Here is an 18,669-nt window from a genome sequence, read left to right as displayed (position 1 = left end):
CGTTGGACGGGCGCCTTGCCACAGGATCACCTTCACCCTTGCGAGATCTGAATAGCGTGCATGCCGGCCCGGGCAGAAACACACCCCGCGCCGAAGCCCGCTATCGTCGGACGCATGTTAACGTACTCTACTTTTTCAATCCGCAACTCTTCTGCTCTATAAGTCCATACGGCAATACCGTTCACGGCTGAATTTCTACCGATTACCAGATTCTCAAAAAGTGATAAGTGTTGTGTTATGAGTACGTTAACATAGCCCGTAACGTGCGGCATCGTAGATGCTGAGTTCACGCCGCTTCAGATTGTTAACGTACTCACTACGACGGAAAACTCGTCAGTATGCGCCAAGGAAAGGACCCTCATGACCACCCCCGACGAAAAGACATTCGCCGCCCTCACCAAGCTGTTTGAGGAGGAGTTTGGCCCCATCGGCGATCGCCAGGTGCTCTATGTGCACGCGCCTGGCCGCTCCGAGATCAGCGGCAACCATACCGACCACGAGGGTGGCCACGTTATCGCCGGCTCGCTCGATGTCGCCGTTGACGGCATTGCCGTGGCGACCGACACCAACAAGATTCGCGTCGCCGACGAGGGCTATCCTACGTTTGAGATTACGCTCGACACGCTAGACGTTCAGGAGTCCGAGAAGGGCACGTCCGCAAGCCTCGTGCGCGGTATGGCCCACGAGGTCGCAGCGCTTGGTGTTGAGCCCCAGGGCTTCGACTTCGCCTTCACCTGCTCCGTCCCCTCGGGTGGCGGCCTTTCCAGCTCTGCCGCCGTCGAGGCCGCGTACGGTCGTGCCATGGAGACACTCTGGGGCGCGCCCGCCATTGAACCCGTCACGCTCGCTCAGATGAGCCAGCGCACCGAGAACAACTATTACGGCAAGCCCTGCGGTCTTATGGATCAGGCGGCTGTGTGCCTGGGCGGCCTCGCCTACATGGACTTTGAGGATCAGGCTCAGCCTAAGACCCAGAAGCTCGAGCTCAACTTTGAGGATCACGGCTATGCGCTCGTACTCGTTAAGGTCGGCGCCGACCACGTGGCCGCCACCGACGATTACGCTGCCGTTCCGCGCGAAATGCAAGACGTCGCCGCCGAGTTTGGCAAGGCACGCCTGTGCGAGGTCGACGTTGCCGACTTTGACGCCAAACTCCCCGAGCTGCGCGCCAAGCTGGGCGACCGCGCCTGCCTGCGCGCCGTTCACTACTGGTACGAGAACGGCCTGGTCGACAAGCGCTGGGCAGCGCTCAACGCCGGCGATATCGATCAGTTCCTGATCCTGACGCGCGAGTCCGGCGCCAGCTCCGCCATGTACCTGCAGAATGTTGTTGCCAAGCTGGGATCTGAGCAGCCTTCCATGTATGCCCTGGCGCTGGCCGAGCACGTGCTCGACGGCCGCGGCGCCGTTCGCATTCACGGTGGCGGCTTTGGTGGCACCATCCAGGCCTTCGTGCCGCTCGACCTGGTCGACACCTTCATTGCCAAGATGAACGGCTGGCTGGGCGAGGCCTCTGCCCGCCACTACGCCATCTCTGACAAGGGGGCTTACGCGGCATGGCTGTAATGACCGACGTGCGCGAGGCCGCGCAGAACCTGATCGAGTACGCTATCCATCGATCGATGATCGGACAGGACGATCGCATCTGGGCCTACAACACCATTTTGGAGTGCATCGGTGCTACGGGCCCGGCGCTCGATATGGCCTGGGCGCTCCAGGTTGAGAAACTCTCGCTCTTGCACCCCGATACCCTGCCCGACTTTGACCTTGAAGGCACGCTTGCCGCGCTTGCCGAGACTGCCGTTGCCAACGGTGCTGCCGAGGACACGGCGTCGGGCCGCGATCGCATCGCCATGCGCATCATGGGCGCGCTCATGCCGAGGCCTTCGGTTGTAAACGAGGAATTCAATGGGCGTATGGGCGTCAACGAGCCCCGTGCCGCGACCGACTGGTTCTACGGCCTGTGCTGCGACGCCGGCTACGTGCGCCGTGCCGCCATCGCGCGCAACATCAAATGGAGCACCCCCACCAACTGGGGCGATCTTGAGATCACCATCAACCTGTCCAAGCCCGAGAAGGACCCGCGCGATATCGCCGCGGCAGGTGCAGCTAAGAACACGGACGAGAAGTATCCCGCCTGCCAGCTCTGCATCGAAAACGAGGGCTATCCCGGACGCTCCGCCGCAGCCGACGGCGGAGCTCACCCCGCCCGCCAGAATCTGCGCGTTATCCCCATCCAGCTCGACGGCGAGCGCTGGGGCTTCCAGTACAGCCCGTACGCGTACTTTAACGAGCACTGCATTGCCATGAGCTCCGAGCATCGCCCGATGCACGTCGACCGTAAGGGACTGACCTGCCTGCTCGATTTTGTGGACCTGTTCCCGCACTACTTTATTGGCTCCAACGCCGACCTGCCCATCGTGGGCGGCTCGATTCTTTCGCACGACCACTTCCAGGGCGGCGCGCACGAGTTCCCCATGATGCATGCCGCCGAGGTCTCGCAGTTTCGCGTGCCCGGCTTTGACCAGGTCAGCGGCACCGTGCTGCAGTGGCCGCTTTCGGTGCTGCGCCTGCGCTCGCATGACCGCGCTCAGCTGCTCGATGCCGCCGAGAAGATTATCCTCGCCTGGCGCGAGTGGAGCGATGAGTCGGCTGGCGTCATCGCGCACACAGCCGATGGCGTGGCGCACAACACCGTGACGCCCGTCATCCGCCGCGTCGACTCCCGCGGCAATGCCGGAGGCGAGATCTACGAGGCCTACTTGGCGCTTCGCTGCAACATCACGACCGACGAGCATCCGCTGGGTGTGTTCCACCCGCATGCCGAGTACCACCATATTAAAAAGGAGAACATCGGCTTGATCGAGGTCATGGGCCTGGCCATTCTGCCGCCGCGCTTGGTTCCCGAGCTCGGCGCTGTCCGCGAGCACCTGCTGGCGGCCAAGGCCGATGTCAGCTACGATCTCGCCGGCTCGCTCGAGGGCGATGATCTTTGCCGCAGCCACGCCGCATGGGCCGAGGACGTTTTTGTCCGCCGCGCCGACGAGCTTACGGCCGACAACGCCATCGATATCCTGCACGAGGAGGTCGGCGTGGTGTTTGGCCACGTGCTCGACAACGCCGGCGTCTTTAAGTGGGACGAAGCCGGCCGCGCCGCCCAACAGCGCTTTATCGACTCACTGTAGCATACGAGTTCGAGCCTCATCAGCGGCCACGACATAACCGCCCACACGACAACGGCGCCCGCCGGCAACATCGCCGACGGGCGCCGTTTTCGAGTGTTCGGTGCCGCGACTCCTAGAGTTCAGTCACGACAACGTTGTTGAAGATTTCATCCCAGCGGTCCATGACCAGATGGCCGGTCTTGGGATCCATGGCGTTGAGCTTACCGCAGGTATTGGCGGTCTTGAGCACCGTGACGTCGTCGGCACCAGCAGCAATGGCATGCGCAAAACCGGCGATGGTCGAGTCGCCGGAACCCGTTGCGTTCACAGCCGCAATCGCGGGCGTCTTGGCGCGGAACGCGCGACCCTCATGGAAGCCCACCGAACCGGCAGCGCCCATCGAAACGACAACCCAGGGAATACCGGCAAAGCGGCCATCGGCGGCAAGCGCCTCGCGCAGGGCATCGACATCATCGGTCGTAAAGGACGTACCCAGTAGGCCGTTAATCTCGGTCAGGTTGGGCTTTACGAGCTCGGGCTTGGCATCGGACTCCAGCGCTGCCTCCAGCGATTCACCCGAGGTGTCGAGCAGCACCTTGGCGCCCGCCTCCTCGGCGATCTTGACGAGCTCGGCATAGTAGCCGGCATCGACGCCACGCGGCAGCGAGCCCGAAAGCGTCACGACGTCCGCCTTCGCTGCAAGCTCGGCGAACTTGGCCGTAAAGGCCTCGAGCTCGGCCGGGGCGATTTGCGGGCCGCTCTCCAGCAGCTCGGTCTGATTACCCTCGTGCAGAATATTCAGGCAAATGCGCGTCTCACCGGCGATGGGCACAAAGTCGTTCTTGACGCCGTCGGCATCCATAAGCTCGGCCATATAGGCACCCATGTGGCCGCCAAGCAGACCAGTCGCGAGCACGTCGTCTCCCAGTTGCAGCAGCACGCGGCTCACGTTGAGGCCCTTGCCGCCAGCGGTCTTTTCGGGCGTCACACGGTTAACGTCGTCAATGACCAGCTTGTCGAGCTGATAGCGCGTATCAATCGACGGGTTCATGGTAACGGTCAGAATCATATTGAACTCCTGTTCCGGGGCGGCATGACCCACCCCAAACATACGATAGCTCGTTAAAGGATCTCGATCTCAAAACCGCGAATGACGGTCTCCCCCGGCTTGGCAACCAGGCAGCCACGCTTGTGCTCCAGAATATCGTCCTCATCGGAGCAGGTAGACAGGCCGCCCCACGGTTCCACGGCCACAAAGTCGCCCTCGGGCTTGCTCCACACAATCAGGTATGGCATATCAGGGAACGTCAGGCGCACGCCCTTGTCCTCGGTTTTCTTGGTCAGCGTAACCACGCGGCTCTCGAGCACGTCAAAGATGGTCTCCGCGAAGTCGAAGAGTTCGTGGGTAAGCGGCAGGTTCTGGTCGATCATGGGGTTCTTACTGCGATGCTCAACATCAATCAGGCCCGTCGAGGGAACGGCAGTACAGAGCTCGGCGGCCTCACGCTGATCAAAACGAAGCTCATAGTCGTCATAGGACTCGCCCTCGTCGAGCGGGCACTTAAAGCCGGGGTGGCCACCCACAAAAAACGGCATGTCCTCGGTGCCCTCATTGGTCACCTCGTACGACACGGCCACCTTTTCCGAATCGACCTTGTAGCGAGCAACGATCTTAAACGGATACGGGTACTGCTCGAGCAACTCGGCATGGTCGGCAGAGCTTAGGCTCAACGCAGCCATGTTGTCGCTCTGCTCCTCGAGCTTCCACTCCTGCTTGCGGGCAAAGCCGTGGCGGGCAAGCTTGACCTCGCGGCCACCCATGGTCATTGCGTGACCGTCACGAAGGCCGCCGCAAATCGGAAAGCAAATGGGTGCCTGGCCCGACCAGACCGAAGGATCGCCCTGCCACAGGTACTCGCGACCGTTGGCTTTAATCGAAGTGAACGATCCGCCAGCCGTGCTCAGTGCCACACGAATAGAACCGTTATCAAGAACAAACTCCATAGGAGCCTTCCCTTTCGTACGCCAGCCCGCCAAGTCAATAGGGCTGATAGAAAACCGGCCCGCGCCCCCTCACAGAAACGCGAGCCGTCAATTGAAAAGCTGCAGAATGCCGGGGACCGCCAAGAGCGAAGCACTCAAGCCAAGCAAGCAAACGTGTTATCGGAGCAGCTAGCTGTACCAGAAAGCTTCGCAACAACAAGGGCAACCCCACAGGCACCCTCAACGTCAGCGAGCGGCGCTCAGGTGCCCCAGGTCGCCGCGAAAGAGGAGCGACGCGTACTTCATGTACGCGAGCGACGGTTTGAGCGGCGAGATGGGGTGCCTGGGGGCCGCGCAGCGTCGACCGATCCGGCGTTTGTTAAAACGCCGGAACCCCCTTAGTCGTGATACTCGCCGCGGTCCCACTTCTCGAGGAACTCGTCAAAGAAGTGCGGGTCAGCCTGAGCCTCGGCGTCGGCCTTATTGCAAGCGTCAATCTTGGCGATCAGGGCGTCGTGCTCGGGAGTCTTCTCGTAGGGCTCCTCCAGGAAGGCAAGCATAATGTCGGCCATCAGGAACTCACCGGTGATCTTACCGCCAAAGCCCACGATGTTGGCGTTGAGCTCGCGACGGGCATACAGGGCAGAGGTCATGTCGCGAACCAGGGCGCAGCGAGCGCCGGGAACCTTGTTGACGGCGTTGGTGATGCCGATGCCGGTGCCGCACAGGGCCACGCCAAAGTCGGCCTTGCCGCTGGCAACAGCCTCGCCCACGGCCTTACCATAGATGGGATAGTGCGTACGGGTGTGGCTGTAGGTGCCGCAGTCGAGCACCTTGTAGCCAGCCTGCTCCAGGCGGTCGGCCAGATAGATCTTCTCGTCCGTAACGATATGGTCGCAACCGATTGCGATGGTCTTCTTCATCAGAACGTCCTTTCGTCTGAATTCACAAGTTGAGGTAGAAGTTCGAGTTCTCGGTGGCTCTCGTTAGGCCATCTTGTTGAGCATGTCGACACGGATCTGGTGACGGCCGCCGGCGTACTGAGCGCGCAGGAACTCGCGGGCGATCTTCTTGGCGACCTCGGTGCCCACAACGCCCGGGCCCATGGTGACCATGCGTGAGCCGTTGTGCTCGCGGGTCATGTAGGCGGAACGCTCGTCGGAAATGTTGGCGACGACCATGCCCTTGATCTTGACGGCGGCCATATAGGAGCCGACGCCGTACTTATCGAATGCGAAGCCCTGGGAATCCTTGTGCTCCAGCAGGTCCTTGGCAACGGCGGTCGCGGAATCGACAAAGTCCGCAGCAGGGGTCTCGGAATAGTCGACGACCTCGTGACCGTCGGCGATGAGCATCTCCTTGATGGACTCCTTCATCGACATACCGTCGGCATCGGAAGCGATTACAACCCTCATGACATCCTCCTTGAGAGATACGCAGGTGCGTAGTTTCTGTTTGGAAGTGTTGAATCGCGCTCAGGTCCGGGCATCTGAATGTGCGGTTCTTCACTGTTCATGTTTATTTGAACACATTCGAACATCGGGTGCAACCATTATTTGTTTATCTTTGTTCTTTTTTGAACAAATACCGTTCACGGTTGATTGCCGACCGTTTGAGCCCGGCGCAGACGTAGCGACCATGTGTTCAACAGACAAAAGGGCGGCCGAGAACGTGTCTCGGCCGCCCTTCTTACGGTTGATCTTCCAAAGATCGCTTTGCCGCCTACTCAGACTGCCCACTCTTCTTGGCATGTTTGGACGGAGCGCTCAAGAAACGACCCGTCAGATAGTTCGCGGGACCGGAGACATCAATCCCCAGCAGCACGTGTCCTAGCCATAGGAACGCCACGAGCACCAGTAGAGGAATCACGCACGAGGTCACGATCATCACGATGACGCCTTCGATGAGGTCGGTCACCTGCTGCACGATCTTGTCGGTCATCTGCTTGGCACCGCTGGTCACCGACGTGACCAGGCTCGAGGCCCCGTCAGTCAACTGCTCGAGCACGTTTTTGGACTCCGTGGTCTCGGACTTTTTCTTGCTTGCTTTGGAGCTGTCGCTATCTGCCGCACTCGCAGCGTCGGCCGCCTTTTGCTCGGCTGCCTCGATGCTCACTCGATACGTTTCGTCGACCTTTTGCGACACCCATACGCTTGCAGGCACCAACGCCATGCCGATCATGGCAACCACCAGCACGCGAGTCGCCACGCGGCGCAGGACGGCGCTCGTGCTCCAGCGCCCGTGAATGCCGAACGACACCGCAAAGAGCACCAACGCAAGCGGGATTAAGATGCCCAAGCCAACTGACCACAAAATCGTGAGCAAATATTTCTCTAGGTATAGCACGGCAAGCACGATACCAAGGTTGCCTGAAAGCTGCGCGAGCTGCTCGGCGACCGGCGTTCCCGTATCGCCCGGCAGCGCCGTGATGCCCGCAGACAGCGCCACGCACGAGGTCGTGAGTGCCAAAACGTTGCCCTTCTTTTGATCGATGACCTCGATGGTGGAGTCCCAAGTCTTGGTATCGGCAAAATGCGGACGAGCTACAAAGCCCGACAGCAGCGCCAGCACCACGAGCGCAACGATAAAGCCAATCTGGAGCTTTTTGTTTGCGCACACGACATCGGACAGGCTGGGCTGCAGCTCGGTTACCGTCGTATGCTCGGTTATCTGGACAGGACGCCCATGAGCCATCTCATACGCGTCTCTTTTTTGAATTGATCCGTTGTCCGGCATTTGGATACCTCCTCATTCCGGCCTGTATTGCGGTGGAAAGTATACCCACCCATCGAAAAACCGAACGGCAGGAGGCGCAACAAGCTGCTGCATGATCCGCCCGCCATGAAATGGGCCCATCTACTACGTTTAACCGCCCATCCCCGACCATGCCACAAAGCGAAAAAACAAAACCGCAGGTAGAAGTCCTGCGATTTTTCATGAAACGCGGGTGTGTTCGAGGGTATCGGGTTAAACGTAGTAGATGAGCCAGTTTCGTGGCGAGCGCTGCCAACCGATCCTCCGGGGACGGGAAAAGCGGGTCATTTGGGGCTGTCGGCCCCTATTTCGCCGCAACCTAGATAGGTGGAATACAAAAAACCCTGCCGCGGATAGCGGCAGGGTTTTTGGAAGGGGACGAGGTTGTGAGGGTTCGTTAGGCGAGCTTGGCCTCGAGCTCAGCGATGCGCTTGTAGGCATCGATGGTAAAGCGGGTCTGCTTCTCCAAGATCATGGTGGTCATGAGGGTGTCCTGAGCGTGGGCCATGATGAAGGTCATCTCCATCTCGCCGCCGCCGGCCTCCTGCGAAAGCAGCTTGGTCTGCGTATCGTGGGCGCCGATAAGTGCATCGCTGGCATCCTTGTGCAGCTGTTCGGCCTTCTCAAAATCACCCTCGCGAGCAGCATCGAGTGCTGCAAGCAGATCGGTCTGGGCGTCACCTGCGTATGCGACAATCTCGAATCCAACCATCGAGATTTCTTCTTTGGTTGCCATATTGCGTTCCTTTCACATATGAACCAATGGAGAGCATCGCGTCCGGGCATACGCGCTGCGTTCTGTATAGCAGAAACATTATCATTCAAACAAAAAAGAACAGCGCAAAACGTAATTTCGAGCTATGAACGGTCAATTTTCGCCCGTGAACGGTTTTTAAACCAATCTGAACAATATCGAACACAGTTAGCGGCAACCCAAACAGGACCGCACCCTAACGCAAATCGCGCACCGTATCGCCCTCTACGAGCACACCGGGGATCAGCATGTGCTCCACGCCAGACGCACCCCCCTCGGCGCCGGCGATCTTGTCGACCGCCCACATGCCGACGCGCTTGTTGTCAAAACGCACCGTGGTCAGGCGACGATCGGGCACGATATCGCCCAGGCTGTCATCAACACCCGCCACGCTCACGTCCTCGGGCACGCGCTTTCCGCGCGATTCGAGCCCGCGAATGCAGCCGTAGGCCATGGCGTCGTTGGAAGCATAAATGGCCGTACAGGTCGGATCGTCCGCCAGAGCCTGACCGGCGGCATATCCGCTCTGTGCCGTCCAATCGCCACGGACGAGTCGCGGCGGCTCAATACCATGCGCACGCAATGTCTCGCGCCAGCCCTCCTCGCGCTGCATGCCCGAAAGCGAGCGCTCGGGACACGAGATAAAGTGCACGGTCTTGTGCCCCTGCTCCAACAAGTACTCGACCACCTGGCGCGAGCAATCGAACTGGTCGTTATCGACCGTCGAGCACAGCGGGTGCTCCAGCATAGTAACGAGCACCGTCTGCATACCGGGCAGCGGCTCGAAGGAGCCAAAGTCCGCCGGCATGCGGTTCATGATCACAACCATGCCATCCACCGGCAGCGCGCTCATGCGCGACGATGCACTCTCGAGGGTATACGGATGCCCGTCTACTTTAGTGAGGGTGATGGCATAGCCATGTTTGTCGGCCGCAGCGGCAAAGCCCTCCATACGGTCGAGGTTGCCGGTGCCGGTAATGTTGAACATGGCGACGCCGACGGTCTTAAACTTGCCGCGACGCAGCGAACGGCCGGCAAAGTTTGGACGATACCCCAGCTCGCGCATGGCGGCACGCACGCGCTCCTTGGTCTCGGGGCGCACGCTGGGCGAATCGTGCACGGTGCGCGAGACCGTCTGCTCCGAGACGCCCGCGAGACGCGCCACATCCTTAACGGATACCGATTTTTTAACAGCGGCCATAGGTCGATCTTTCTATGTCAACGATGCCATTGGTGACACCCTACGCAGTCATTTTTAACGCCTTCAAGTATATCCAACGCCTCCCCCACCATACGCTCACCACCCAAAACCTACCGTTCACCGACATTTTTGCTTCCCCGAACAGCTTTTGTCGACCAAATGTTAACGTTGCCATTGTGCAAACACAGAGCCACCGGGCGGCTCAAACGTTTACGCGCAAGGAATCGACGGTCCACAGGCACAGGGGCCATCGGTTCGCGTCTTATTTTGTGTCGCAAAATGGCAACGTCAACATTTTGGCAACCAAACGTCAAAAGCTACCATCGTTGCCAACCCACCGACTCTTAGGAGCTTTGCATGGAGCAACTCATCGCCATCATCGAAAAGGGGCAGCCCTTTTTCAACGCGATCGCCCGCAACAAGTACCTCAAGGCGATCCGCGACGGTTTTATCTCCGTCATCCCCATCATCATCTTCTCGTCCATCTTCTGCCTGGTAGCCTCGGTTCCCAATATCTGGGGTTTCTACTGGCCCGATGACATCAACAACGCCCTATGGAAGTGCTACAACTACTCCATGGGCATCCTGGCCATCGCCTGTGCCGCCACCACGGCCAAGCACTTCGCCGACGCTCAGAACCGCGATCTGCCCAAGAACAACCAGATCAACTTCATCTCGTGCATGTGCGCGGCCATCATCGGCTTCTTGCTCCTTTCGAGCGACACGATCGCCACGGACGCTGCCAGCGGCTTCAACACCACCTACCTTGGTTCCAAAGGCCTGCTGACCGCCTTTATCGCTGCGTTTGTGACCGGCATCATCTACAAGTTCTTCATTAAGCGCAACATCACCGTCAAGATGCCCGAGCAGGTTCCGCCCAACATCTCGCAGACCTTTAAGGACATCATCCCCTTCTCCGTCTGCATCACCGTCTTTTGGGTCTTTGACATCGCCTTCCGCGCTGCTTTTGGCTTCTGCTTTGCCCGGGGCGTCATCCAGGTGTTCCAGCCCCTGTTCACCGCTGCCGACGGCTACATCGGCCTCGCTGTGATCTACGGCGCTATGAGCCTCTTCTGGTTCGTGGGCGTCCACGGCCCCTCGATCGTCGAGCCCGCCATCGCCGCCGCCCTCGTTGCCAACATGACCGACAACCTGGCTGCGTTCCAGGCCGGCCAGCACGCTTCCGCTGTCCTGACCCAGGGTGCCCAGTACTTCGTCGTCTGCATGGGCGGCACCGGCGCCACGCTCGTCCTGGTCTTTATGTTCTGCTTCCTGGCCAAGTCTCAGGAGATGCGCGCCGTCGGTAAGGCCGCCATCGTCCCCGTCTGCTTTGCCGTCAACGAGCCGCTGCTGTTCGCCGCGCCCATCGTGCTCAACCCCGTCTTCTTTGTCCCGTTTGTCTTTGCCCCGATCGCCAACATCTGGATCCTCAAGATCTTTATCGACTTCTTGGGCATGAACGGCTTTATGTACACCCTGCCTTGGACCGTCCCCGGCCCCATCGGCACCATCATGGGCCTGGGCTTCCAGCCGCTCGCTTTTGTGATGCTCGCCCTTATCCTGGTCGTCGACTTCGTTCTGTACTACCCGTTCTTCCGTGCCTATGACGCCCAGAAGTGCGCCGAGGAGGCCGAGATCTCCCAGGAGGAGCTCGCCGCCAAGAACGCCGAGAAGGCCGCCAAGCTCAACGATGCCTTCCAGGGCAAGGCTGACGCCAAGAGCGTTGCCGCCGGCGCTGCTGCCGAGGCCGTGAAGGCCGACTCCCCCGCCGCTTCCGCAGCACCCGCTGCCGAGACAACGACCGCCAGCGACCTCAACGGCAAGCGCGTGCTCGTGCTCTGCCAGGGCGGCGGAACCTCGGGCCTGCTCGCCAACGCGCTGGCCAAGGCCGCCAAGGAGCGCGGCATTAACCTCGAGACCGCTGCCGAGGCCTATGGCAACCACGTGGACATGCTCCCCGACTTTGACCTGGTCGTCCTGGCCCCGCAGGCCGCAAGCTACCTGGCCGACCTGCAGAAGGACTGTGAGCGCGTGGGCAACAAGTGCGTCGCCTGCCGTGGCAAGCAGTACATCGAGCTCTCCCAGAACGGCGACAAGTCTCTCGCCTTCGTGAGTGAGCAACTTTCGAAGTAAGTAACGCCCAGGGCCAGCCGACCATCCAAGACCGGCTGGCCCTTCGATTTAGACGATTGGATCATCATGTCCGTTAATCCTGCTAGCGTCACCAACCCGCCCGCGCAGTTTCCCGAGGACTTTGTCTTTGGCGGCGCCACCGCTGCCTACCAGGTAGAGGGCGAGACCCGCACTCACGGTAAGGGCAAGGTTGCCTGGGACGACTTTCTGGAGGCCCAGGGGCGCTTCTCCCCCGATCCCGCTTCGGACTTCTACAACCAGTACCCTGTCGACCTGGAGCTGTGCGAGGAGTTCGGCATCAACGGCATTCGCCTCTCCATCGCCTGGAGCCGCATCTTCCCCAACGGCACCGGCGAAATCAACCCCGAGGGCGTCCAGTTCTACCACGATCTCTTCGCCGAGTGCCACAAGCACCACGTTGAGCCGTTCGTCACGCTGCATCACTTTGACACGCCGCTTCCCCTCTTTGAGAAGGGCGACTTCCTCAACCGCGAGACCATCGACGCCTTTGTGGACTTTGCCACCTTCTGCTTTAAGGAGTACGCCGACCAGGTGACCTACTGGTTCACCTTTAACGAGATCTGGGCCGACGCCTCCAACACCTACATCGAGGGCACCTTCCCCGGTGGCGTCAAGGCGCATCTGGCCGAGGCCTTCCAGTGCGAGCACAACATGATGCTCGCCCACGCCAAGGCCGTGCTGGCCTTCCACAACGGCGGCTTTAAGGGCAAAATCGGCGTCATCCAGTCGCTGGAGTTTAAGTACCCGCTCAACGAGAACGACCCCGCCGACATCAAAGCCGCCAACAACGAGCACGTGCTGCAAAACCAGTTTTTGCTCGACGCGACGTTCCGCGGCGAGTATGCCCCCGACACCCTCGAGTGCGCCAACCGCCTGGCTGCCGTCTCGGGCGGCACCATCGAGATCTTGGACGAGGACCTCGAGATTATGCGCGAGGCAGCGCTCCACAACGACTACCTGGGCGTTAACAACTATCAGTGCCGTTTTTTGAAGGCTTACGATGGCGAGAACGACCTGCACCACAACGGTACGGGCGAGAAGGGCACCGGTCGCTGGCGCGTCAAGGGCATTGGCGAGCATGTGAACAAGCCCGGCATCCCCACCACCGACTGGGACTGGATCATCTATCCCGAGGGTCTGTTCGATCTGCTCGTCTACATTAAGCAGCGCTACCCCAACTACAAGCAGATCTTCATCACCGAGAACGGCATGGGCTACAAGGACCCCTACAAGAACGGTTTTGTGGACGACCAGCCGCGCATCGACTACATCGAGCAGCACCTGCGTTGGCTGCTCAAGGCCATGGAGGTGGGCGTCAACGTGGGCGGCTACTTCCTGTGGAGCCTGCAGGATCAGTTCTCCTGGACCAATGGCTACAACAAGCGTTACGGCTTCTTTTACGTTGACTTTGAAACCCAGAAGCGCACGCCCAAGGCAAGCGCCTACTGGTACAAGCACGTGGCGCAGACCCGTCGTCTGGACTAGTGGCTGGCGGGGTTGCCCGCTCACACAACCTGTCCCCATTTCTCAGCCGGGGGCGGCACGTCACACGGCGCGCCGCCCCCGGTCTTTTTGTTTTTTGGCTGGTCGGGAGCCGTTTGTCTCGATCTGTAACATCTAGCCGAGTTTTTTGGTCCTAGCTGTTACAGATTGAGACGAACAGGATTGCTCTTTCCGAAGAATCTAAATCTGTAACACGTAGCCCGCTTTTGACCGTCTACCTGTTACAAATCGAGACAAACGGAGTAGGACCTAACCCCGTATGTCCCTAACAGTCGAGCGTTCGACCAGCGTACTCGGCACATGAATCGCCTCGATAGACGAGCTCTCTCCAATCGCCGCCTCAAACGCAAGCTTACCGACACCGCGCAAATCAAATCGCAGCGTCGTCAGCCGATTGTGAGGAACAAGTCCCTCGAGTGCGTCGTCGATACCAACCACGCTCACGTCGTCGGGCACGGACAGGCCCGCGTTCTCGAGCGCGGCGATAACGCCCAGCGCCATCTGGTCATTTGCCGCAAGCACGGCAGTCGGCGCCTGCGACCCGCCGGCAAGCACCTCGGCCGCAATCCGCTCGCCCATGGCGTACCCACTGTCCGCACTCCAATCGCCACGCAGCATCGGAGCGGCATCGACATGAGCACGACCCAGCGTATCGCGCCAACCGGCCTCACGAAAACGCGAGGAAATCGAGTTTTCCGGACCCGCCACAAACCGCATATTCGAGTGACCATGTTCCAGCAGATAATTGGTCAACAGCTCGCACGAACCATACTGGTCGGAGTCGATCGTCGTGCAGCGCGGATGCGCATACATGGACAGGATGACCGTTCGCACTCCCGGCTGGGGAACAAACTCCTCAAAATCGGGAGCCATGCGGTTCATGTTGAGAATCATGCCGTCGACGGGTCGCTCGACCATGCGGCGCGAGGCATCGGCAAGTGTATAGGGCTTGTCGCCGCCCATCTCGATCATAGTGACGGCAAAATCGTGCTCGCGCGCCGCTTGCATGATACCCTCGAGCGTCGCCAGGTTACCGACACGTGTGATGTTGTACATGCACAGGCCAATAGAACGATACGACCCGCCGCGCAACGCCGCTCCAGCAAAATTGGGACGAAAGCCCAGCTCTTCCATGGCGGCCAGCACACGCTTGCGCGTCTTTTCCGTCACGTTGGGCATACCGTTGACCACGCGAGACACAGTCTGGCGGCTCACGCCAGCGAGCGCCGCAACCTCTGCCGCGCTCGCCGAATGACCATTCCTTGTCTGCTGAGCCATGCCTTCCACGCTAACCTGCTTCCCAACTATTCCCCGCGCCCATGGCGCATCGTACATACATTGATAACGTGCTCATGATACCCGAGCCATATACCACAACATGAAAACTTCTGTCAATCAAAACCGCTTACCGAACAAATACAACCGTTCGCGGCTGTTTGAAGTTGTTTTGTTTCTATACATCCCAGCCGGATGTTAACGTGCTCATTGTCAAATGTTCACGTGCTCATTTTGGTTCTAATCATTTTAAGATAGTGTTTATCGGGCTTTTTCACCGCTGAACGCTAACCAGGGAGCCTCCTGAGCGCAAACGCACAATATCGAACAGCGAGACGAGAGGGTGTATGCATATGTCTTTGCTAAACCGCGTACAGCAGCTGCCGAAGGGCTTTGTTTGGGGCGCCGCAACCGCCGCGTACCAAACGGAAGGTTCCACGAAGGTGGCAGGCAAGGGTAAGACCATGTGGGACGATTACCTTGTCGCCCAGGGTCGCTTTTTGCCCGACCCGGCCAGTGATTTCTACAACCGCTACGAGGAGGATATCCGCCTTTCTGCCGAGCATGGACTCAACGCCATTCGTGTGTCCATCGCCTGGACCCGCATCTTCCCCAACGGCGACGATGCCGAACCCCTCGCCGAGGGCGTTAAGCACTACCACGAGCTGTTCGCCTGCTGCAAAAAGTATGGCGTCGAGCCCTATGTGTCCCTGCATCACTTTGACTCCCCCGCCGCCCTGTTCAACCAGGGCGACTGGCTCAACCGCAAGACCGTCGACGCCTATGTGCGCTATGCCGAGTTCTGCTTCCGCGAGTTCCGCGAGGTCAAGAATTGGTTCACCATCAACGAGCTCATCAGCCTCTCGCACTCCCAATACATCCAAGGCAACTTCCCGCCCAACCATCACTTTGATGTGACGAGCGGCATCCAGAGCCAGCACAACGAGCTCGTTGCCCACGCCCGCGCCGTCAACCTGTATAAGGATCTTGACGAGACCGAGCACCTGGGCGGCCGCATTGGCATGGTCAACGTCCTGACGCCGGCATATCCTGCCACCGACTCGCCCGCCGACCAGCACGCCGCCGACCTGTACAACGCCTTCTACACCGACTTCATCATGGACGGCGCCTTCCTGGGCCACTACTCCGCGCGCACCCTCTCACTCATCAACGAGATTCTGCGTGCCAACAACGCCACGCTTACGGTTGAGGACAGCGACATGGAGGAGCTCGCCAAGGCGGCGCCCCGCAACGATATGTTCGGCCTCAACTACTATCAGTCGGCGTTTATCGCCGCCTACGATGGCGAGTCCACCAACAGCTTTAACGGCACCGGAGACAAGGGCACCTCGTGCTTTAAGTTTAAGGGCGTCGGGCAGCAGGTCGATATGCCGGGTATCCCCACCACCGACTGGGATTGGCTCATCTACCCGCAAGGCCTCTACGACACGCTCAAGCACATCAGCGCCACCTATCCCAACCTCCCCGTCATCTATATCACCGAAAACGGCCTGGGCCACAAGGACCCCGAGCCCGACGCAAACGGCATCGTCGCCGATCCCGAGCGCATCGACTTTGTCGACCAGCACATGGAGAAGGTGCTCCAGGCGCGCGCCGAGGGCGTCGACGTCCAGGGCTACTTTATCTGGAGCCTGCAGGACCAGTTCTCGTGGGCCAATGGCTATAACAAGCGCTACGGCCTGTTCTACATCGACTTCGACACGCAAAAACGCTACATCAAGCAGTCGGCACTCTGGTACAAGGAGCTCGCCGACACTATGGCGGACGCGCAGTAGCGCATCGCCTCGCTTTCCCCCGAGAAGGGAGCGGCCCTATGCGATACAAACCCAGCCGCTCCCCTCTCTCCCCCTGGGACCGACCCCGCCTGCACCCGGGCTTTTAGCAAGCGGGAGACCATATAGGTTTTCAACGTCCATGCCATTAAGATTTCATGCAAAGAGGAGCGTGAACTATGGAATCGATCGTTAAGTTCTTGGAGAAAGGTCAGCCGTACTTCGACAAGGTCTCTAAGAACATCTACCTTCAGGCCATTAAAGACGGCTTTTTGGCAGCAATGCCCATCATCCTGTCTTCTTCTGTCTTCCTGCTTATTTCGACCCTGCCGGGCGTTGTCGCCACGGTCGGCGGCTTTACGCTGCCCGACTGGTGGAACGTCGACGTCGTGAACTTCTGCAACAAGGTTTACAACTTCACGATGGGCGTCGTGGGCATCATGGTCGCCGGCACCACCGCAAGCGCGCTGACCGGCTCCAAGAACCGCCGCATGCCTGCCGGCAAGGCCATCAACGCCACGAGCACCATGGTCGCCGCCATGTGCGCTATGCTCATCTTGGCCGTTACCCAGACGAGTGCCAAGATCGACGGTGCCGATGTCTCGGTGTTCTTTACCGACAACATGGGCACCAAGGGCCTACTGAGCTCCTTTGTCGCCGCATTTGCCACGGTCAACATCTATGCCTTCTGCATTAAGCGAGACATCACCATCAAGCTGCCCAAAGAAGTCCCCGGCGCCATCGCCCAGAACTTCCGCGACATCTTCGCCTTCAGCTTCTCCATCCTGTTTGTCGCCGTCATCGACGTTATCTGCCGCACCTGCTTGGCCGTCCCGTTTGCCAACGTCATCTCCACGCTGGTGAGCCCGCTGTTCGCCGCTGCCGATTCCTACGCCGGCCTCGCCCTCATCTGGTTCATGATCCCGCTGTTCTGGTTCATGGGCATCCACGGCCCCTCGGTCGTTAAGCCTGCCCTCAACGCCGCGCTGTTTGGCAACATCACCACCAACCTCGCCACGCTGCAGGCCGGCGGTCACCCCGCCCTCGCCCTGACCGAGAACTTCGGTAACTACATCGGCGAACTCGGCGGCACCGGCGCCACGTTCATTGTCCCGATCATCTTCCTGCTCTTTATGCGCTCCAAGCAGCTCAAGGCCGTCGGCAAAGCCTCTGTCGTACCCGTGATGTTCGCCGTCAACGAACCGCTGCTGTTCGCCGCGCCCATCATCCTCAACCCGTACTTCCTGATCCCGTTCCTGTTTGCCCCCGTGGCCAACGTCCTCATTGGTAAGTTCTTCATCGACTTTTTGGGCATGAACGGCTTTATCTATGCCATGCCGTGGGCACTCCCCGGACCGATCGGCACCTTCATCGACACCAACTTCCAGCCGATCTCTCTGGTCCTGGTTGTCGTCCTGCTGGTCGTTGACTTCTTAATCTACTACCCGTTCTGCAAGGCCTACGACAACGTCCTGTGCAAGCAGGAGGCCGAGACCCTGGCCGAAGAAGAGGCCGAGGAGACCAAGGCCGTCAAGACCGCTGCCGCCCCCGCCGTTGAGGCTCCTGTTGTCGAGACCGCTTCTGCCACTGAGGCCTCCGCAGCTCCGTCCGCCCTTAAGGGCAAGGATCTGAGGGTTCTGGTTCTGTGCGCTGGCGCCGGCACCTCTGCACTGCTCGCCAACGCGCTTAAGGAAGGCGCCGACGAGCTGGGCATCGACATTACCGCCAACGCCGGTGCCTACGGCAGCCACTACGCCATCATGGACCAGTACAACGTCATCGTCCTGGCTCCGCAGGTTCGCACCTATTACAACGAGATGAAGGCCGACACCGACCGCCTGGGCATCACGCTGCTGTCGCCCAAGGGCAAACAGTACATCGACCTCACTAAGGACCCCAAGGGTGCCGTCGCCTGGATCGAGGAAAACCTCGAGGCATAAGACGCTGACGCCACCTGCCGCTCGCAGAAAAAAATGGCCCGTGCATCGATGCGTGATGCGCGGGCCATTTTGTTTAGACCGCACCCGTCCTCCTGTTCATCTCAATCTGTAACATCTAGCCGAGTTTTTGGGTCCCAGCTGTTACAGA

General features: G+C 59.7%; 14 protein-coding genes. 6 read left to right on the top strand and 8 right to left on the bottom strand.

The genetic code is table 11. The features are described 5' to 3' along the window. The first annotated feature begins 360 nt into the window (after nucleotides 1–360). A complete protein-coding gene (locus tag DWV32_RS00165; RefSeq protein WP_117756841.1) occupies nucleotides 361–1,566 on the top strand; it encodes a galactokinase family protein in 1,206 nt (401 codons plus the stop codon). Continuing rightward, entirely contained in the window at nucleotides 1,557–3,185 is a 1,629-nt protein-coding gene (locus tag DWV32_RS00160) for a UDP-glucose--hexose-1-phosphate uridylyltransferase (protein ID WP_233540365.1), read from the top strand. Before DWV32_RS00165 ends, DWV32_RS00160 begins: the two co-directional genes overlap by 10 nt. 112 nt (nucleotides 3,186–3,297) lie before the next feature. Here the strand turns inward: DWV32_RS00160 and DWV32_RS00155 are convergent, their stop codons facing one another. The 7 genes from DWV32_RS00155 to DWV32_RS00125 all read right to left on the bottom strand — a co-directional run bounded on the left by DWV32_RS00155 (nucleotide 3,298) and on the right by DWV32_RS00125 (nucleotide 9,856). Continuing rightward, nucleotides 3,298–4,233 (bottom strand): hexose kinase, encoded by a 936-nt coding sequence (locus DWV32_RS00155; protein ID WP_117756915.1) that lies wholly within the window; start codon nucleotides 4,231–4,233, stop codon nucleotides 3,298–3,300. Between the two features lie 53 nt (nucleotides 4,234–4,286). Further along, nucleotides 4,287–5,168 carry an aldose 1-epimerase family protein gene (locus DWV32_RS00150; protein WP_117756840.1) on the bottom strand — a complete coding sequence of 294 codons (882 nt, stop codon included), beginning with the start codon at nucleotides 5,166–5,168 and terminating at the stop codon, nucleotides 4,287–4,289. Between the two features lie 377 nt (nucleotides 5,169–5,545). Next, entirely contained in the window at nucleotides 5,546–6,070 is a 525-nt protein-coding gene (gene lacB / locus DWV32_RS00145; RefSeq protein WP_006234831.1) for a galactose-6-phosphate isomerase subunit LacB, read from the bottom strand. A gap of 63 nt (nucleotides 6,071–6,133) precedes the next feature. Then, nucleotides 6,134–6,562 carry a galactose-6-phosphate isomerase subunit LacA gene (gene lacA / locus DWV32_RS00140; RefSeq protein ID WP_006234830.1) on the bottom strand — a complete coding sequence of 143 codons (429 nt, stop codon included), beginning with the start codon at nucleotides 6,560–6,562 and terminating at the stop codon, nucleotides 6,134–6,136. A gap of 307 nt (nucleotides 6,563–6,869) precedes the next feature. Next, the gene (locus tag DWV32_RS00135) at nucleotides 6,870–7,883 is read right to left on the bottom strand and encodes a hypothetical protein (RefSeq protein WP_147346197.1); all 1,014 of its coding nucleotides are present in this window, start codon (nucleotides 7,881–7,883) and stop codon (nucleotides 6,870–6,872) included. A gap of 415 nt (nucleotides 7,884–8,298) precedes the next feature. Further along, nucleotides 8,299–8,637: a PTS lactose/cellobiose transporter subunit IIA gene (locus DWV32_RS00130; protein WP_006234827.1), complete on the bottom strand. Its 339-nt coding sequence runs from the start codon at nucleotides 8,635–8,637 to the stop codon at nucleotides 8,299–8,301. Between the two features lie 214 nt (nucleotides 8,638–8,851). Beyond that, entirely contained in the window at nucleotides 8,852–9,856 is a 1,005-nt protein-coding gene (locus DWV32_RS00125; RefSeq protein WP_117756838.1) for a LacI family DNA-binding transcriptional regulator, read from the bottom strand. A 357-nt stretch (nucleotides 9,857–10,213) separates the two neighbouring features. Between DWV32_RS00125 and DWV32_RS00120 the strand changes: the two genes are divergently transcribed. Next, nucleotides 10,214–11,989 (top strand): lactose/cellobiose PTS transporter subunit IIB, encoded by a 1,776-nt coding sequence (locus DWV32_RS00120; RefSeq protein ID WP_117756837.1) that lies wholly within the window; start codon nucleotides 10,214–10,216, stop codon nucleotides 11,987–11,989. A gap of 66 nt (nucleotides 11,990–12,055) precedes the next feature. Continuing rightward, nucleotides 12,056–13,495, top strand: a complete 1,440-nt coding sequence (gene lacG / locus DWV32_RS00115; protein ID WP_117716314.1) for a 6-phospho-beta-galactosidase — start codon at nucleotides 12,056–12,058, stop codon at nucleotides 13,493–13,495. A 267-nt stretch (nucleotides 13,496–13,762) separates the two neighbouring features. On the opposite strand, the gene DWV32_RS00110 is transcribed toward lacG (DWV32_RS00115), so the two are convergent. After that, entirely contained in the window at nucleotides 13,763–14,791 is a 1,029-nt protein-coding gene (locus DWV32_RS00110; protein WP_055310566.1) for a LacI family DNA-binding transcriptional regulator, read from the bottom strand. Between the two features lie 344 nt (nucleotides 14,792–15,135). On the opposite strand from DWV32_RS00110, the gene lacG (DWV32_RS00105) reads away from it, so the two are divergent. Both lacG (DWV32_RS00105) and DWV32_RS00100 read left to right on the top strand, forming a co-directional pair. Next, nucleotides 15,136–16,584, top strand: a complete 1,449-nt coding sequence (gene lacG / locus DWV32_RS00105) for a 6-phospho-beta-galactosidase (RefSeq protein WP_006234822.1) — start codon at nucleotides 15,136–15,138, stop codon at nucleotides 16,582–16,584. 176 nt (nucleotides 16,585–16,760) lie between these two features. Continuing rightward, complete coding sequence (locus DWV32_RS00100; protein WP_022094682.1) at nucleotides 16,761–18,521, top strand: PTS lactose transporter subunit IIBC; 1,761 nt, start codon at nucleotides 16,761–16,763, stop codon at nucleotides 18,519–18,521. Nucleotides 18,522–18,669 lie beyond the last annotated feature (148 nt).

Origin of the sequence: Collinsella sp. AF04-24 (assembly GCF_003465685.1) — a bacterium.
GTDB classification, from domain to species: Bacteria; Actinomycetota; Coriobacteriia; order Coriobacteriales; family Coriobacteriaceae; genus Collinsella; species Collinsella aerofaciens_AP.
This window is presented reverse-complemented; position numbering and strand designations above follow the sequence as displayed.

Coding starts and splice junctions, on each gene's coding strand:
- DWV32_RS00120 (WP_117756837.1), top strand. CDS start 10,214: ATGGAGCAACTCATCGCCATCATCGAAAAGGGGCAGCCCTTTTTCAAC.
- lacG (WP_006234822.1), top strand. CDS start 15,136: ATGCATATGTCTTTGCTAAACCGCGTACAGCAGCTGCCGAAGGGCTTT.
- DWV32_RS00165 (WP_117756841.1), top strand. CDS start 361: ATGACCACCCCCGACGAAAAGACATTCGCCGCCCTCACCAAGCTGTTT.
- DWV32_RS00125 (WP_117756838.1), bottom strand. CDS start 9,856: ATGGCCGCTGTTAAAAAATCGGTATCCGTTAAGGATGTGGCGCGTCTC.
- lacG (WP_117716314.1), top strand. CDS start 12,056: ATGTCCGTTAATCCTGCTAGCGTCACCAACCCGCCCGCGCAGTTTCCC.
- DWV32_RS00135 (WP_147346197.1), bottom strand. CDS start 7,883: ATGCCGGACAACGGATCAATTCAAAAAAGAGACGCGTATGAGATGGCT.
- DWV32_RS00130 (WP_006234827.1), bottom strand. CDS start 8,637: ATGGCAACCAAAGAAGAAATCTCGATGGTTGGATTCGAGATTGTCGCA.
- lacB (WP_006234831.1), bottom strand. CDS start 6,070: ATGAAGAAGACCATCGCAATCGGTTGCGACCATATCGTTACGGACGAG.
- DWV32_RS00160 (WP_233540365.1), top strand. CDS start 1,557: ATGGCTGTAATGACCGACGTGCGCGAGGCCGCGCAGAACCTGATCGAG.
- DWV32_RS00110 (WP_055310566.1), bottom strand. CDS start 14,791: ATGGCTCAGCAGACAAGGAATGGTCATTCGGCGAGCGCGGCAGAGGTT.
- DWV32_RS00150 (WP_117756840.1), bottom strand. CDS start 5,168: ATGGAGTTTGTTCTTGATAACGGTTCTATTCGTGTGGCACTGAGCACG.
- DWV32_RS00100 (WP_022094682.1), top strand. CDS start 16,761: ATGGAATCGATCGTTAAGTTCTTGGAGAAAGGTCAGCCGTACTTCGAC.
- DWV32_RS00155 (WP_117756915.1), bottom strand. CDS start 4,233: ATGATTCTGACCGTTACCATGAACCCGTCGATTGATACGCGCTATCAG.
- lacA (WP_006234830.1), bottom strand. CDS start 6,562: ATGAGGGTTGTAATCGCTTCCGATGCCGACGGTATGTCGATGAAGGAG.